Here is a 17,010-nt window from a genome sequence, read left to right on the forward strand (position 1 = left end):
AAAGGAATCGGTCGGCGCCCAAGGCGCTCACGGCGCGCGATGGCGACCGCGTCCGCCGCCTCCGCCGCGCCCGCCGCCACCCCCGCGGGCGGCGCGCCGGGCATCCATTTCGTCGAGGATGCTCTGGCGCGTGGCCTCTTCGAGCCTCTCGAGGTGTGGAAAGAGGTCGCGCTCTTCCTCGGCGAGGTGCTCAATCATGTGGGGCTCGAGCGCGCTCGCCGCGTCCCGAATGGCGTCACGGAGCTCGCTCCAGCGCTCGGGGGACGAGGCGAGGGTCTCGCAAGGCTCAATCAGCGCCTGCAAGAGCCGCTCGTGGTCGTGGTGCTCGCCGCGCATGCGATCAAGCGCCGCCCGAGCATCGGGATCGGTGAGACGCGGGAGGATGGACTCTTCCTCGTCCCGAGTGTGCATCGGGAGGGCCCGGGTGAAGTAACGCGCAATGCGTTCCGCCGACGCGCGGGTGTCGTCTTCCGTTTCGGGCGGTGTCCCGGCGAGGCTCGAGGCCAGCGACAGCATCTCGCGGATTCGCGTGTGGCAGTCGAGCAGGCGCCCGACCAGCGAGGGCTGGTCGTCTTGGGGTTCACGCGAGTTCATGGTTGCTCGCGCAAGCTTAGCGCAAGGGGGTACGATGGGGCCATGCGCATTACCTGGTCGAGCACGTCCCCTTTCGTCCGCAAGGTCATCGTCTTCGCCCTGGAAACGGGGCTCGACGCACGCATCGAGCGCGTCCCCATCAAGACGACCCCCACGACGCCCAGCCCCGAGCTCTCGCGGTACAACCCGCTGACGAAGCTGCCAGCCTTGCAAACCGACGAGGGCACATGGCTCTTCGATTCGCCGGTGATTTGCGAATACCTGGACACGCTGAACGCAGCGGCACCGCTGATTCCGCGCGAGGGTGCCGAGCGCTTCGATGTTCTTCGCCTGCAGGCGCTGAGCGATGGGCTCGTGGAGGCGGGTCTCTTGTGCCGCTACGAGTCACTGCGCCCGTCCGCGCATGCATGGCACGTCTGGACGGAGTCGCAACTGGGCAAAGTGAACCGCGCCCTGGACGCCCTGGAGATCGAAGCCCGCGATGGGCGTCATTTCTCCCTGGAGCGCCTCCACCTCGGGCAAATCGCGGTGGCGTGTGCATTGGGGTGGCTCGATTTCCGCCAAGTCGCCGGTGATTTTCGCCTGGCGCGTCCCAATTTGGCGAAGTGGTATGGGCAGTTTTCCGAGCGTTCGTCGATGGCCAGCACGGTGCCCCACGAGGAGTGAGCTTCAGCCATCGTCATCGGGAGCCTCGATGCATTCCTTGCACCCGAATGGGTCCATGACCAGTACCGACGCCCGCGCTCGATTCGCGTGACCATCGAGCATGGCCACGCGAACAAAGCTCGGACGACTTTTCGTCCGTTGCATTCTGGTATCAAGCATTGCCGCGGCGCGTGTTTACAATGCCCGACGTCGCGGCGCGCCTCCCCATTTACTGAAGTTTAATCTGCCCCTCGGCAAAGATGGACGGAGAGACCTCCTCCCCTATTTCATAGTAGGTACCGTTCACTGGCGGACCTAGCTGCACACAGGGATCCGAGTTGAATTCGCGGCGGAAGACCGGTCCCGTGTATGCCTTGGCGGAATACAGTTGGCCGCTATAGTTGCCGTCGATGTAGTGGCGCTGAAGGTAGCGGTGCACGGTCGTCATATCTGCGGTGTCCGTAGGGTAGCTAGCCGAAACTACCGGCTTTGTGCATGTGCTATCCATCCAGTAATCAGAAGGGGGGCCATAGATGTTGTAGCCGAAGCCAGCGAGTTGCGTTGGCCAGCAGCGTACCTTGTTCGTCGTGTCGTGCCAGTCCCTGCGGAAGGAACAGTCCATACTGAGCTGCGTGTCGTACCAACCAAGAAAGCCGCCGACGCCGTTCGGCGTCGCAATCGACTTCACCCGAATCCGAGCGACGGCTTCCGCGCTCAGCGCAGCCGCCGGCTGGCTCTCACTCGCGGCATTTTCGGCAGCTCCAGCGTCTGCGCAGCCGACCATCGATAGACAAAGTACCAGAACGAAGCGACCCGAGTTTGAAGCACTCATATTTTCTCCTAGTTTTTCTCGTTGAATGGACCTCCCGTTCACCAACGGGAGGTGCAAAGGTGTTCGTGTTGGAATCTGCTCTTGCTCGGCGGATCAGTCGCGAGCCTCGCGGTCGCACCGCTGGATGCATTGGCGCCTCGAGCGAATGCACCATTCGAGCGCCATCGTGCAGCGTGCAGGTCGACTTCACAACGGTCGACGCAATCGTTCACCCGCTCTTGGCGTAGGCGAGTCTCCTCTTTCTGCCGTGCATCCTCATTCGCTTCGTGTTGCGCTCTCCGCGTGAGAAGGTCGTTCCTTGGAATTTTCTCGCTCGCCCAATCGTTGAAGTCGATTTTGAAGTCAACGTCGTCCTGCTCGGTGCGCTCCAGAAACGCGATGACGGAAGCCGTGTTTTCCGGATGGGCACGCGTTCCGGCGCGCAACGTCTCGAGCGAATGCAGCGCCTCATCGTCCGTTCTGACCATGGAATACGAGCTTGGGTGCTCGAGCCGCTGCCAGAGTCCCCGTGGCCCACTGCCTCCAGCGAGCATCAAGCACACGAGAATGAAGACCAAGCGCATCGCTCGAACCGATTCATCGACCCACGGACCTCCCATGCTCTCCTCCAAAAAACGCCGTTTCGACCCTTAAGACGGAGCCTTCCGTCGGGCCTTGCGTTTTTTCTTCGAGATGGGACGTCGTTTATCGGTCCACGGCAAGGCTGGCCGGGAGACTGAGCTGTCCCTCCAGCAAACGAAAGATGCTCTCCAAAGCCGCACGGCGACGACCTTGAGCCAATGTCGAAAACCACCCCGGCCGCTGTAATTGAAAATCTTTGGCGCCACCTTCGGTGTACCCGGAAACAAGCGCTCACGCAGCCGCTGTTCGAGCTCGTCCTCGGGAATGGCATATTCCCGTGAGCGAAGGGCCGTCGTGACGGCGTCGAGATGCGACTCCACGGCAGCAAACGCCATGGGAACGTGCGTCTCACAGGCGCATCAGAGATAGAGATCTCGGACCCAACCCCGTGAAATCATTTCCTCGAGGTGCGAGACGTCCTGCACCTTGCGATGCCATCCGTCGTCCGTCGTCCCTAGGTACGTCCAGGTAGCCCAGCTTCACGTCCGAGGGAACTATCCGAGCAGCGCACGCATCGCGTTCGGGGATGTAGTCGCGAAAGCCTCCCCCGGACACCCAAGCACGCTCCTCGTTGGCCTGAACGGAGAAATGGACGACCCGAAATTCTGCGCGCGATGCCTCGCGGATACTTTGCACCCGTGAATCGAATACGCGGGCCGTTCGCAGGCCGCACACACCTTCCCTCAGCCGGCAGCTCGAGCTGCGCAGGCTTCATTGCGCGATCCATCTCGAATGAGGCTATAAATAATTGAGGCTCAAATCAAGCGAGCGCGCAATTGCCGAACCGTCGCTACCGGCCACGAGCCAGCAAGACGCCGTTGGTACCCGCGACCCATATACGCTTCGGACCGACGGTGATCCCCTTGAGCCGCTCGTTCGTGGGCACCATTTCGTAGGTCCAGTTCGTGCCGTCGAAGTGGTAAAGGGCAAAGAGGCGCGAGCTCGTTTCGTGAAGCGCCCAGACATCATTCGGGCCGCTTCCGTCGATGTCGTCAAAGTACGAATCATTGTCGCCGGGTGGAAGGGCCGGGTGGACGTCGTGCCATTTGCCGCCGGTGTAATGATGAAGGCCCGTGCTCGATGTTGCCCAAGCCTCGCCGGACTGCGGTGCATAGATCCGATTGAACGCGTTCATGCTGTTGCCGCTCGCCGTTTGATTTTCGGCCGTCCAGGTCGAGCCATTGTAATGATGCACGTGCGCGATCCAATCCGACGTGGCATCGTCGATGATTTCCGCGGCCACCCAAACGTCGGTCGGCGTGCGCGCGTGAACGTGAGCCGAGCCGAGGGCAAAGTCGGAGAAGATCTCCGATGACGTCCAATTGGTGCCGTCGAAGTGATCGACGGTCTTGCCACGGCCCACCATCCAAACATCGTCCCTACCCGTCGCGGATAGTTCGTTGGGTTCATCGCCGTTGCGCATCGTGTAGTTCGCCTTGGTCCAGGTCGAACCATCGAAGTGGTAGGGAAAGCGGCCGCGCAAGCTCCACACATCATCGGGCCCCGCGGCAACGACCCTTCTACCGACGGCTAGCGGTGACTCGTCGGGCAATGGCGTCCCGTCGGACGTCCGATTGGCCAAGGACCAGGCGCCGCCGGCGCGACGGATGACGCTCGTCTCTCCTACGACCCATACGTTCTCATCGTCCTGGGCTGGAATGGCAATACTTCTCCACTCCGCACGCGCGAAGGGGGCCGTGCCGGGGAAGTCGGTCACCACCGATCCGCTCGGGACGAGGAGATGCCCATGGGTGCCCGCAATGAGCGTCCTTCCTGCGCTGGCCCCGACCGCCAGCAGCCCAACCTCGGGCGGCGCCCCGGAGACCGAGTTCCACCTCGAGAACTCGCGGTGGTAAATCATCCCGAGGTAGGTAACCGCCCAAAGATCGTCGGACGACGTCCCGACGATGGCGCTTACGGAGTCGCCAGGGCGGATCTTCAAGTCGAGATCGTTGTTGTGATAAATACCGCGCGACCCGCCCTTCCACATATTACCGAACCCGCCCCAAACGGCATGCCAATAGGCATTCGCATCGTCTCGAACGACGACCCACCGTTGGTTCGGCTCCAGTATGGCGATGGTCGAATTGCACGAGACGGCAACGGGATTGCGTTTCGAGCTCCCCCAGATGCCCGCCTGGATGCGATCGTGATCCTTCACCGTGCAGTCGAGCGTTCCTACGTCACCATAGTCGGTCTCGGCCGCCGACCAGGCCGTTCCATCGTAATGAAGGAAGGATAGATTCGGCGTCACTGCCCAAATATCATTTGACGCAGACCCCCATATACCTGTCAGCAATTTCGCGACGGCGCCGCCCGTGATTCCCCCGGCGGCACCCCCGTGCACGCGCTTCCAGCTCGTTCCGTCGTAGTGAAGAATGACTTCGTTCGACCCCACGGCCCAAATATCGCTGGGGGAAGCTCCCCAGATACCGCGCAACTCCTCATCGTCGACGTGGATGGTCTTCCATGAGGCGCCATCGTAATGTGATATGGTGCCGCGTTTGCCAACGGTCCACACATCATTGGCCGACGAAACCCAAATGCCGTGGATGTCGTTGCCACTCGGCTGTGGCTGCTGCCAACACCACGCCCCGCTTGCGCAGGCGAGGCCGTCGTCGGTACCGGTGTTCCCCTCGCGCGCGATCGTCCCATCGCGGGTGTGAGCATCTGCCAAGGTACCACTGGCGCCATCGCCGCCGGCTTCTGCACCCGGCCCATTGGCTCCGCTGCACGCCGCCACTGCGGAAAGGGCTGCACATGCCGAGGCAAGAATGGACCATGATAGTCCATTGTGATTCCTCCACACCGTACGCGACAATTTGATTGGACGCATGACTCTCCCTTGATGTTGGGATTCTGTTTCGCTTTGGACGCTGAATGCGCTGGGGGCATTCACGTCCGAGGGAAAGGTTTGTGCGCCGCCACGATGGCGGACATTTCACATTTCTCTCCCGTCCCCGCCGCCCGAGGGCGACGTCGAACATGGCGCCATTGAAGAAGAGCCGACACGGAGGCGTCGAAAAGGACACCCCATCGAAGTTGGGCCTCCGGACCTTCGTATAGATGCGTAGAAGCATCATCATCGTGCCAGAGCACGAAGCATTATCGCTTGATTCCAATCATCAAAATTGACGGGAGTATCGGCGAAACTCAAGGCATTCGGCAGTCTGGTCGGAGTGGATCCAGGCGAGCCTGCAATCGGAACGTTCGTCGGAGGTCGACGTTCAAGTGGTGGATTGGCCCTCCTTCTGGAGCTGGGTGTTGTTGACCCCCGAGCCGGCCAGCGCCGCGTCGTACGCCCGCCCGAGAACGCGCGAGAGCTTCTTATTGGCGAGGGCGATTCCGAACGAGCCCGTTGCGCGCCGCAGTCTTCTCAAAGCGGCCACCGTGTTGGGTGGGCTTTCGACCTTGGGGTTGGAGGCTTGCGCTCACCCGAGCGCGACCGCGGGCGCGGCGTCCGCCGCGGCGATTCACGAATTGACGATGGCAGATACCCCGCTGGCATCCGGCTCGAAGGTCACGGTCGAACGACGCGGGCAGGTTGTACTCATCGGTTTGAATAGGCCCGAGATCCACAACCGCCTCGATCCAGAGGCATTCACCCTGCTTGCCGTCGTTCACGGCGACACATGGAACATGGGGCACGAGATTGATCTTGCCGCCGACATCCGCATTGCCGCCGCCAATACTCGGTATGGCCAAGATGAGAATACGCATGGCCGCTTTCCCGGCGGCGGCTCCACCGTGCGTTTCGTCCGCGAGGCGGGTTGGGGAAATGCCATGCGCTACATGTTGACCGGCGATCACTGGAGTGCCGACGAAGCCCTTCGCATGGGCGTGGTGCAGGCCGTGCATTCGACACAAGAGGCCGCACTGCAGGCGGGAATCGAGATGGCCAACAAAATCGCAGCGTGCGGGCCTCTCGGGATCCAGAGCACCCTCGAATCCGCCCACCTGGCCATCGACGAGTCGGACCAGCAAGCCTTGTCGAAATTGGATACGCAGTATGGTGCGCTCTACAAGACACAAGACTTCCTCGAAGGCCGAAACGCCGAAGCGGAAGGTCGCCCACCGGTGTATCGAGGTAGGTAGCCGAGCGGCGCGACATTCACCAAAATAGATGCTGGACATCGCGTCTTGAATCCAGCTCCTAGCCCGCAGCAAGTCGGCTCTGAAGCGTGTCCAGTAGCCATCGACCGGCAGGGCCGAGAATATGATCGCGCCGGTGCGCCGCGTAGATCGTCAAGGCATCGCGCGGAGTGGGGTCATCCGAGATCTCCAACGGCACCAGTTGGGCCGAGGCGATCGGCGCCGCCACGATGTGCTCGGGCATGCGGCACCATCCAAAGCCGGCGAGTAGGAAGTCGAGACGTCTTCCAAGATCGACGAAGCGCCAGAGTCGCGCGCTTAGGAGGCCGTAACTCTCACCGGAAGGTGCGGCGGTGTCCGATAGCACGAGTTGCACATGTTGCTCGAGGTCGGCTCGTGTAGCCGGTCGCGCGAGTCGCGCGAGGGCGTGATGAGGCGCGACCACCGCCTTCAGGCGGATCCGCAGCAACGGATACGCGATGATGTCGTCCGGAACCGTTGGCAGTAACAGACATATCGCCAGCGCAGCCGACCCTGCGCGCAGGCGCCGCAACGAGCCACCAAGACCTTCCGTCGAGAAGCTGATCGGGAGATCCGGAAATTCACCACCGAGCGCTCTCATACTTTCGATCAGCGGCTCTGTGGGCACGAGAGGGTCGATGGCAATCGCGAGCTCGGGTTCGAGACCTTTACGGCTATTCGCGGCCACCGCTTCGAATCGTGCCGCGCTCGCCAGTACCAGACGCGCCTGATCGGTCAGGACCCGTCCTACGTCGGTGAGGCGCGGCCTGTACCCCTCCCGGTCGAAGAGGGTGACGCCTTGAAGCTCTTCGAGCGTGGCGATCGCCTGGCTGATCGCAGATTGCGCGCGCCCGAGCGCGCGGCCCGCGGCCGAGAAGCTGCCGGAATCGGCGATGGTCACGAGAACACGCAGCTGGTCGAGACTGAGGGTTCCGAGCCTGCCAAACTCCATCATATTTGCCGATGGATAGCATCACAACTTCATCACTTTTTCAAGAGGACGGCCGGTCGTAGATAGACAGTGTTCATCGCGGCGTCGCCGTCGCGACGTTCCACGTGAAGGAGACCTCCATGACCAGACTTCTCGTCGTCGAAACCAGCCCCCGCGGCGAACACTCGATCTCACGGAACATGACGCGGAGCTTCGTGAGCCAATGGCGCGTCGCGCACCCGAGCGGCGATGTCGTCGAGCGCGACCTGATGGAGACCGATCTCCCATTCGTTACCGCTCCGTGGCTCCGGGCCTACTTCACGCCGCCGGAGCAGCAGTCCCCCGAGATGAAGGACGCCCTACGTCTTTCCGACGAACTCGTCCGCGAGCTGCTCTCCGCGGATCATGTCGTCATTGCCACTCCCGTGTACAACTACAACATTCCCGCAGCCCTGAAGGCGTGGATCGACCACATCGTTCGCAAGGGAATGACCCTAGGCTTCGACGGCAAGGGTCTCGTCGAGAACAAGAAGGCCACAATCCTGCTGGCTTCGGGCGGCGTCTATACCGAGGGCTCTCCGATTCGTGATCGGGACTTTGCTCCCCACTATCTCCGACTGATTCTCGGAGTGATCGGCATTACCGACATCACGACAATCGCTGGCGGAGGTGCGAAGGCCGTCGATATGCGACAAGACACGATGGAATCGTTCGTGGCGAAGCTGCAGCCCGAGATCGAACGCGCCGCTGCGACGGACGCAGAGTGCGCGTCGCCGTGAGGTCGGGCGCAACGACGGCGTGCTCGGCGTCAATTGCACTTTCCCATCAACGACAATTAGATCTCCCCATCCTCGTTCTTGCCTGACTTCTTCCCGGGGCTGCTCGTAGTTGTCGTTGAGGTATCGGGGGTAGTTGTCGTCGGGGTAATTGTCGTTGCATCACCTCTCTTTTTCGCTTCTTCAGCCCTGATGCTGGTGCCGGTCATCTCCAGGATGACGGAGTGGTGGACGAGGCGATCACGCTTTTCCGCTCGTACCTCATCGAGGATGACGGCGTGGAAACCATCGAGCGCCCGAAGCTCGCGTTCGAGCCGTAGGTCGCGTTTCGCTGCGAGAGGCCGCTGGACGAGCGCAAAGGTGGCTGTGAAGAGCACGCGGTAGCCCCGTTGCACGAGCTCGTGGCCGAGCGCGCTGACCAGGCCTCCCGTTGAAGGCTCGCTCGTAGGTAGGCTCGCGCCTCCGCGGCGAGCAGCGTGTCACGGGCTCCCCCATCGTTCGCGCTCGTTGGCGGAGAGCGCAAGGGGGTATAAATCGGATCGAAGCACGATGATCCCCTCGGGATCCTCCCGGTTGCGCAACGCGAGCAAGCGTGAGCAGTCATCGCCAATGAATACTGGCTGCCGCTTGCGGCCAAATACGGCCGTACGATCTCTGGCATCGTACGGTCCGACGCGGAACGAATATGTCGTGTACCCGTAGTGGTCATTGCGCACGGGAGGGGCCGAGAGGGTGACCTCGACCCACTCGCCACCGCACGCTGTGCGTCGAGCGTCTCCTAATTTTTGCACCATCTTGATCCCCGCGAAGCCGAATACACCTACCATAGTGAGCGCGACCGCGGCGGAGACCGAAACGGATGCCCACCGCGCCGACCCAACGTCGATGGCGGAGCTCAGTGCGAACTGGTCGGGCTGAGCAGGATCGAAGTGCACCTCGACGGCATCGGTCAACTCGAGCTGCGATCCGAGGGTCGTGACCGCGAGCTGCCCGGCGTGCCCTTCGCCGCTCGAATCGAGGTAGGTGACGTCGAGCTTGTATTCGTGAAACACGATATTTCGCATCGTGTGGGTTCCCTCGACGCTAACTTCTGCCGCCGTGACGCCCCGCTGCCAAATGGCCCGCTCGCGCGCGATGGATTGGCCTTCTGGAAAAACGGTGCGCGCCAAGAGCGCGATACCGAGCGCCGCGAATGCGGCAAAGAGGAGTACCTGGAGCGCCGTGGCCACGAAGAACGATGCGCGCAGCTTGTACGGAGATTGGGGAAGCGTTGGATCCGATAACGCCGCAATGCGCGCGCCCGTGTGCGGTTCTTGGGATGACAATTGCCGTTTACGTCGGTCCTTTTCCAATGCCCGATACAGAAAGGCCATGGCGACAATGAACCCAGAGCATAGGAATAACCCGATGCGGGAATTGCTTGGGCCTCCCCACGTCACCAAAGTGGTCAGGTTCGTCGTGGCCTGAAAAGAAAGAATTCCCGTGTACGCGAGGGGCTCCTGGTGACACGCCCCATAGAAGCCAATTTCCAGCGCGGCCCCACCAGATTCACATAGGGCCGGCGCGAACGTCGCATCGGAGCTCCGCCTAGCGCGTGAGCAATCCAGGCCCGTTTCCAGTGTAACCCATGGCGCGAACGCCTGCGCACCGGCGGAGGGTACCTGCGAGCAGTCGATCGTTATCGGCGCATCACCGAAGTGGGCGAGCTGACGCGCACAGTAAATGAATCCCCACGCACTGAGTAGGGCGACCGCACCGCAGAATAGTGCCGTGGCAATTCGGGACCTTTTGAAAAGTGCAAGCAGGAGGCCGGTCATGGCGATCTTTCAAGAGAATACGGTCGGATATGTGTTCGTGAAGGCTGAGCTGGATTCGGCGCGAATGCACCCGTGACCCGGTCACGACGTGCGAACTTGAATCTGCATTGCTCCGACGGCGGAAACAAGTTCGTCGAGCGCACAGCCATCGACGCGCGGAGCGTGCCTGTACTCGGCACTAAGACCGTCGTGACGTGGCGAATATTCGAGGATTAGCTCCGCCGGCCTCCCTGAAGGCAGTGCACTCGGCTTTGCGGACGCCCAAGTCCTTGGCTTGGACACTGACTGCCTCACTTAAGGAGCATTCCGCCTCCGTGGCGACATCCCGTTCCTCAACGGGGTCCCTTTCTCGCGAGGCATTGGCTCACTTCAAGAGAGCCCTTAGAAGAACCGAGCTCGATGCCCCGGGCGGAGCGCCCGGCGAGATACGGAGGGTGGACGAATTCGTCCGCAAACTCAGCGTTATGGATCCGGTTGCCGTCCAGCCTGAAGTGCCGGCAACAATGAAATGGACCACCAGTTGCCCGAGCAGGTGCTCCGTGTGGACCCGACATACCCAGGGGTGTCGTTAACGACGGAGAACAAATCCTCGCGCAGCCGAATTGCGATGGGAAGGACTGCGTTCCGCCACCGTATGTAGCGTCATGCGAGCACCCCTCCATTCGGCGTGGCTTCTCCTTCCCCTTGGCGCAGCCCTCGTGGTCGCGTGCAACGATGCCGACGATTCGGCGTCCGGGCTCACACACAGCGCCAGCGATACTGGCGATGCGGGCCCCCCCGACGGCTCACCCGGCAAGGGCGGCGAGCCAGGGGCCGCCGGCGATGAGCACAATGCGGCCGCCCCCACGAAGAAAGGCTCCGTGGTCGTGCTCAGCGACAACTACATCATGACGACGACGACGAGCTCGGGCACCGCCTCCCGCTCGCAAGCGTACGAATCGTCGTTCACGGCGAGCTTCGTCGAAGCTCCGTTGCCCAGTTGCGAAGAGCACGAGAGCTCGGGGTGCACGGTGCGGACGTGCAATTACACCTACGGCAATCCGTCGAGCGACGCGGGGATACCCGTTGTACGGCTCCCGCACGCGGGCGGTATTCGCTTGTCCGGCATGTCAACTCCGATCACGCTCACGCCCACATCGAGCGGTCTCTATGCCAACTATTTCTCGCAAAATAGTACGTTTTGGTACGAGGGAGTCGACCGCACCCTCACGATTGACGCCGAGGGCGCCGACGTACCGGAATTTCACGGATCTCTCAGGGCGCCGAATCAAGCCGTCATCATGAAGCCGCTCCCCGCGCCGTTGCCGTCGGGCGGCTCTACGCGGATGCAGTTCGCGCGCGATTCGTCCATCGACTTCGAGTGGGCCAATGCGGGGCCCGCGCAGGTCGACGTGTCGCTCTCGCAGCAAGCATCCACCGGACCGTCGTCGTTTCGGCTCGTCACGATCACGTGCACCTTCGCGGGGGCCGCTCGCACGGGAAGCATTCCCGCCGTGCTGCTTTCTACCTTGGTCGCGGGAACCAGTGAACAAGGTGGGCTTTATACGACGGTCCGCGCGAAGACGCACGTTGCGTCGCCGATCGTCGCAGGCGATTGGGCCATCGATTGGCGGCTCGAGTCGAACGCCAAATCCTCGGACGACAGCTCGCTCTATTCGTATCTCGTTAATCTACGCTGAGCGACGAAGCGCTTTTTTCCGCCGGGGCGTAGCGCGGCGCCGGGTCGCCACGGCGCCGCGCCCGCGTTAAGTGACCCCTCTCCATCCCGAAGAGGGCCATCCGGCCGACCAACCGCGCCTCTTGGGATGGGGCGATCTAAGCGACGTCAATGGGGCGATGTAATTGTCGCTGAGCACTGAGCCATTGGCAGCTCTTCGCGGAGGACCGCCCGCGGGACGATGTTGGGTGCGGGGGACCGAGAGGCTGTGGGCTCGGGGGCGCGGCACATGCCATGGCGTTGAGGATCACGCCGAGCGAGACAATGACTTCAGCGTACCGCTCGGGCCAAGGCGCGATTCTGAACTTCGCTTCGCCCATAGCCGTATCGTATGTCTTTCTCGACACGATGGCGCTTGGTCGGTCCGCCTGCATGAGATCCCGTACGACGCGTCAATGACTGCGTGGCGCCATTTCGAACAAACATGGCCGTCACGTGAAATCGCTTGAACGCCAATCGCGACGGTGGTGCTTCGGAGCGCGCGGTCTCCTGCTCCCCGGCGCCCCAGACGGTCCACAATTCGTTGCCCACCCGGCCTTGACGGCCGAATTGGGACACGGGCGAGTGCACTGGCAAGGATCGTGTAAGAAGACGGTAGCCGGAGATTTTTATAACGAAAGACATCATGAAGCTAAGTTAGCTCACTTCTTCATTGATCTTACGCGCGTACTCGGCAATCCATTCACGGGCATCCGCCGCCACCAGGATGCCTGGACGGTCGTCTTGACTCTCGAATGCGATGATGTCCGTGGCTCGCCATGTCGTATAGAATCGATCGGATGCCTCGGGGACCTTCTCTGCACCGAACTGTCCGAGCAGGGCACGCATCGCGTTCGGGGATCTAGGCGCGAAAGCCTCCCCGGATACCCAAGCACGCTCCTCGTTAGCCTCCCACACGACCGCCATCCGTTCAACTTTATAGTCGAATGTCTCGCTCCGCCCAAACCATCCGCACACATAGAACTCCCCGTTCTCGTAGAGGCTGTACTCGAAGGACGGGTGGACATCAGCGCACATGACGACCACTCGTCCACGGACCTGCCCCGCTACGACCTCGTTCGCAGCAAGGTAGAAGGGGTCTCGATGGACAATGCCCCAGATTGCCGACTCGTTGCCGAGATTCTCTTCGTAACCGGCATAACGAGCTTGGAACTCGAGCCACGCGTCACACGGCTGGAGTCCGTCTCGATGCAGAGCATCCACTAGGGCGTCGACGGACAGTGGCTCGTGTCGAGGAAGGGTCGCCAAGAATGCGTGTGCTCGAGGTGACAGGTCCACAGTCATTTCTCCGAGGGTGCTACTACCGTTTCGGCGCATCTCCGGCCAGTCTGGGCGGCCTTCCCGTCAGGGAGGCTTCGAACCGAATTTCGCGCTGGCAAGCCCCGCCTCTTTCCGGTCGTTGCCATGGGGCGGCGATGGTCATCGCGGGCACCGGTCCTTCGTCGATGCCGAGCAAGCCGTGGCGACGCCATCCCTCGCGAACGAGCCACGTTCGCGCAGGTCGGACCGGTGGGGTGAGTCCAGCAACCCAGTCAAGGTCGCGCAACGCGGGCTCGAAAAGAGCGTCTCTTCGCCATCCATCGAACCACACAGCGGACGAGCGAGGGTCGAGCCAAGCAGGGGAGGCTCCGTGCTTTCGATGGTTCATCAGCACGTAAAGAAGAGCGTTGCGGACCTCGCGGGGCCGCGTGAGGGGATGAGCGTGGTACCGCCCTTTCCACACGGGCCCGCGGCGCAGGAGTCCACGATTGATCGCACGAGCCAGTCGAATCGAGAGCCCGCGCATTCCGCGCGACAGGCTCTCCTTGTCGTGGCCTTCGACGATGAGATGGATATGGTCGTACTGAACGGAAAACTGGACGACCCGAAATTCTGCGCGCGATGCCTCGCGGATACTTTGCACCAGCAAATCGAACACACGGGCCATTCGCAGGCCGCACACACCTTCTCTCGCTCGCAACGTGGCGTGAACGGGATGTGACGCCTTATGCTCGGGACGTGCGCGGTGAGGCACTCCAGACCGCGGATCGCGCTTTCTCCCCGCCCCTCGCCGCCGGCCGCCCCACGAGCGGACAGCCGGCAGCTCGAGCTGCACAGGCTTCATTGCGCGCTTCATCTTGAATCAGGCTATAAATAACTGAGACCCAAATCAAGCTATTCTCGAGGGTTCGGGGTCCGTACTAGAGGTGACGGTCGACCGCGCAATTGCCGAACCGTCGCTACCGGCCACGAGCCAGTCAGACGCCGTTCGTACCCGCGACCCATATACGCTTCGGGCCGACGGTGATCCCTAAAGTACGAATCATTGTCGCCGGGTGGAAGGGCCGGCTGGACGTCGTGCCATTTGCCGCCGGTGTAATGATGGACGCCTGTGCTCGATGTTGCCCATACCTCGCCGGCCTGCGGTGCATAAATCCGATTGAACGGGTTCATGCTGTTGCCGCTCGCCGTTTGATTTTCGGTCGTCCAGGTCGCGCCATTGTAATGGGGCACGCGCGCGATCCAATTCGGCGTTACGGCCCAAATGTCATTTTGCGCAGAACCCCATATACCTGTCAGCAATTTTGCTACGCGCCGCCCGTGATTCCCCGGCGGCACCTCCGTGCACACGCTTCGTTCGACCCCACGGCCCAAATGTCGCTGGGGGAAAGGAATGGATCCGGGCTTGGTCGAGGAATGCTCGCCCGCCGTTCGGATCGAGCACCCGCACGAGCCGGATGCCGGTGCCTTTTCGCGTCACTTTTCGTGCGACCTGGAGGGGTGACGAGCCTCTTAGGGGCATGCATTGCATCTGGTCCGCTCCGTTGTCGCGTTCTCGAACCGAAGCAGGGAAGAAATCTCAGGCCTGGCCGTATCACGGCGGTAGAACCGTGCATCGATCGATCTTCCTTCCGCTTTTTCTCATTCTCGGGGCGTGCGCCGTCGATGCGTCGCCCCATTCGGACCCAGCGGCGTCCGCGCTCGCAGGCGACGCCACGGAGCCGGGGGCGCCAAAGCTCCTCTCGCCGCTGCCGGGAACCGTGCACCGTTCGCGGCCCACCTTCACGTGGGCAAACAGCGCCAACGCCAATGGCGCGACCCTTCAGATCTGCCGAAGCCGGGCGTGCACCGAGGTGGTTGCGACCCTCTCGGGCACCACCAGCGCGCAACCCGCGGCGGATCTCGGGCCGGGCGCGTATTTCGTTCGCGGATTCGGCCGGCGTACGGCGCCGGGCCAGTCGCCCGTCGACGGCACCGCTCCCAGCGCGACGTGGGAAATCATCGTGGGACATCGCACGGGCATCGATACGCGTGCGTCGGTCACCATTCCGGATTTCGACGGTGATGGACTCGGCGACATCGTAATGAGAAGCGATGCCATTTCCGCCCCCAGTGCGAAGGTGCTGGTCACCACGGCGAACACGCGGAACGAGTCCGTCATCGGCTACAACGATTACGATCACAAGGTTACGGAGGCCGCACTCGCGGGGGACCTGAACGGCGACGGCTACGTCGATTTGGGACGAGCCCAGAACCATTACAATACGGATTACTCGACGACGCCGCCCACGTACCGAAAGGCCGAATTGCTTACGGCCTACGGCGGGCCGGAGCGATTGACGTATTACCCGCAGCGGATCACGCTGCCCGAGCCGGGCATCGTGGACCTCGTCGTGGGGGCCGGCGATGTCGATGGCGACGGCTATGCCGACCTGGCTGCCATCCAGATGAACGAACCGGCGTTGGCGGCGGGCTCGCCGTACGTAGCGTTCATCTACTTTGGCGGGCCCGGAGGTCTCACCTCGCGCTTCGTGCGGACGCAATTCGACGAGCCGTGGCTTTCCAACGCCACGGAGGTCCACTCTCTCGGAGACTTGAACGGGGACGGTCTTACGGACGTGGCGATTTATGCGCGAAACCCTGCGCCAGGAACCCTCAAAGTGCACCTCGCTGCCCCGCAGGGCTATGCCGCGACACCGACGGCTTCGTTCACCAATGTCAGGGACCCGTATGCGGTGGGGGACGTCGACGGCGATGGCTACGAAGACGTGGTGGTGACCATCAATGCGTACCGCACGGACCAGCCCAACGACCCTTGGGCGCCCGATCACACCCATCCACGATTGCTGCGCGGCGGGCCCGACGGTCTGCGCATGGAACGCGGGGTCGACTTCAATTTCCCCGAGACGCCGTATTCCGATCCTTGGTGCTTTCGCCCCACCGGTGTTCCTTTCAGCCGGCCAGGCCGATGTGCGGTTCGAGGCAAATTCGTGGGAGGCGGGGATTTCGACGGCGACGGCTTCACCGATCTGGTGATGCAGGGTTCCACATACGCACCCGCGCCTGCTGGCGAACGATGGCCCTCACGCGGGCGCGTCTTCGTCTACCGAGGAACGGCCGATGGGCCGAGTGCCAATTCGGTGCAGGTCATGTCCGGGCCCGACGCCGACGAAGTGGGCGGCGATGCACGATACGGGATCGACCTTGCCTTTGCGGGTGACTTCGACGGCGACGGGTTCGACGATCTGCTCGTGGGCTCGTACGGTACGCATCCGTACCGGGACTGGCGGGACATCCCTCCCCGCGTCCGCCTGTATTCCGGCACGCGTACCGGCTTCGGCGCCGTGCAGCGTGAACAGCTTTCCGGGCTTCAATATTTCTACAGCGATTCGTTCGGCGTGCTCTTCGGCGTTCAGCCCTGACAGAAGAAGAGCGAATTGCGATGACACCACGCTCGCCCCCGGGAGGTCCTCGACGCACTCGCGCACAAGCTGCTCGAGAATAAAATGCAAGATGGTCGCTTGCGACGTCGAGTTGGCAACGACGATGAGCGGAGGTAGTGCGTCGAGGAGAATTTGGCCGCTCGGCGAACCAAACTGCACGTAGCCGCCGATGATCATGCAATCATCGCGCTTCCCCAACTTCATGATGGCTTCCCGCCGTTCGTTGAAAATCGGCAGGGCATCTACTGGCTGCATCGCCAA

12 protein-coding genes and 1 pseudogene are annotated in these 17,010 nt (G+C 62.2%); 5 read left to right on the top strand and 8 right to left on the bottom strand.

Translation table 11 applies throughout. From position 1 onward, the window contains the following. Positions 1-27 precede the first annotated feature (27 nt). Positions 28-594 carry a hemerythrin domain-containing protein gene (locus tag LVJ94_32865; protein ID WXB01697.1) on the bottom strand — a complete coding sequence of 189 codons (567 nt, stop codon included), beginning with the start codon at positions 592-594 and terminating at the stop codon, positions 28-30. Between the two features lie 42 nt (positions 595-636). On the opposite strand from LVJ94_32865, the gene LVJ94_32870 reads away from it, so the two are divergent. Next, entirely contained in the window at positions 637-1,260 is a 624-nt protein-coding gene (locus tag LVJ94_32870; protein WXB01698.1) for a glutathione S-transferase N-terminal domain-containing protein, read from the top strand. A 208-nt stretch (positions 1,261-1,468) separates the two neighbouring features. Here LVJ94_32870 and LVJ94_32875 read toward each other — a convergent pair whose 3' ends face one another. Together LVJ94_32875 and LVJ94_32880 are read right to left on the bottom strand one after the other, a co-directional pair. Further along, positions 1,469-2,071, bottom strand: coding sequence for a hypothetical protein (locus tag LVJ94_32875; GenBank protein WXB01699.1), 603 nt, complete (start codon positions 2,069-2,071; stop codon positions 1,469-1,471). Positions 2,072-3,482: 1,411 nt separating this feature from the next. Then, positions 3,483-5,528 (bottom strand): hypothetical protein, encoded by a 2,046-nt coding sequence (locus LVJ94_32880; protein ID WXB01700.1) that lies wholly within the window; start codon positions 5,526-5,528, stop codon positions 3,483-3,485. Positions 5,529-5,926: 398 nt separating this feature from the next. Here LVJ94_32880 and LVJ94_32885 point away from each other — a divergent pair, with 398 nt between their 5' ends. Then, entirely contained in the window at positions 5,927-6,787 is an 861-nt protein-coding gene (locus tag LVJ94_32885) for an enoyl-CoA hydratase-related protein (GenBank protein WXB01701.1), read from the top strand. A 58-nt stretch (positions 6,788-6,845) separates the two neighbouring features. Here the strand turns inward: LVJ94_32885 and LVJ94_32890 are convergent, their stop codons facing one another. Next, positions 6,846-7,760: a LysR family transcriptional regulator gene (locus LVJ94_32890; GenBank protein ID WXB01702.1), complete on the bottom strand. Its 915-nt coding sequence runs from the start codon at positions 7,758-7,760 to the stop codon at positions 6,846-6,848. A 116-nt stretch (positions 7,761-7,876) separates the two neighbouring features. Here LVJ94_32890 and LVJ94_32895 point away from each other — a divergent pair, with 116 nt between their 5' ends. After that, positions 7,877-8,515: an NAD(P)H-dependent oxidoreductase gene (locus LVJ94_32895; protein WXB01703.1), complete on the top strand. Its 639-nt coding sequence runs from the start codon at positions 7,877-7,879 to the stop codon at positions 8,513-8,515. Between the two features lie 56 nt (positions 8,516-8,571). Here the strand turns inward: LVJ94_32895 and LVJ94_32900 are convergent. Both LVJ94_32900 and LVJ94_32905 read right to left on the bottom strand, forming a co-directional pair. Further along, positions 8,572-8,934 (bottom strand): annotated as a pseudogene (locus LVJ94_32900) (hypothetical protein). Between the two features lie 57 nt (positions 8,935-8,991). Continuing rightward, positions 8,992-9,885 (bottom strand): hypothetical protein, encoded by an 894-nt coding sequence (locus LVJ94_32905; protein WXB01704.1) that lies wholly within the window; start codon positions 9,883-9,885, stop codon positions 8,992-8,994. A 1,088-nt stretch (positions 9,886-10,973) separates the two neighbouring features. Between LVJ94_32905 and LVJ94_32910 the strand changes: the two genes are divergently transcribed. After that, entirely contained in the window at positions 10,974-12,008 is a 1,035-nt protein-coding gene (locus LVJ94_32910) for a hypothetical protein (GenBank protein WXB01705.1), read from the top strand. 674 nt (positions 12,009-12,682) lie between these two features. On the opposite strand, the gene LVJ94_32915 is transcribed toward LVJ94_32910, so the two are convergent. Continuing rightward, on the bottom strand, positions 12,683-13,294 hold the full coding sequence (locus tag LVJ94_32915) for a hypothetical protein (GenBank protein WXB01706.1): 612 nt from the start codon (positions 13,292-13,294) through the stop codon (positions 12,683-12,685). Positions 13,295-13,346: 52 nt separating this feature from the next. Further along, positions 13,347-13,973, bottom strand: coding sequence for a transposase (locus LVJ94_32920; GenBank protein ID WXB01707.1), 627 nt, complete (start codon positions 13,971-13,973; stop codon positions 13,347-13,349). A gap of 943 nt (positions 13,974-14,916) precedes the next feature. Between LVJ94_32920 and LVJ94_32925 the strand changes: the two genes are divergently transcribed. Continuing rightward, entirely contained in the window at positions 14,917-16,728 is a 1,812-nt protein-coding gene (locus tag LVJ94_32925) for an FG-GAP-like repeat-containing protein (protein WXB01708.1), read from the top strand. The last annotated feature ends 282 nt before the right edge of the window (positions 16,729-17,010 follow it).

Source organism: Sorangiineae bacterium MSr11367 (assembly GCA_037157805.1).
Lineage (GTDB): Bacteria > Myxococcota_A > Polyangia > Polyangiales > Polyangiaceae > Pendulispora > Pendulispora rubella.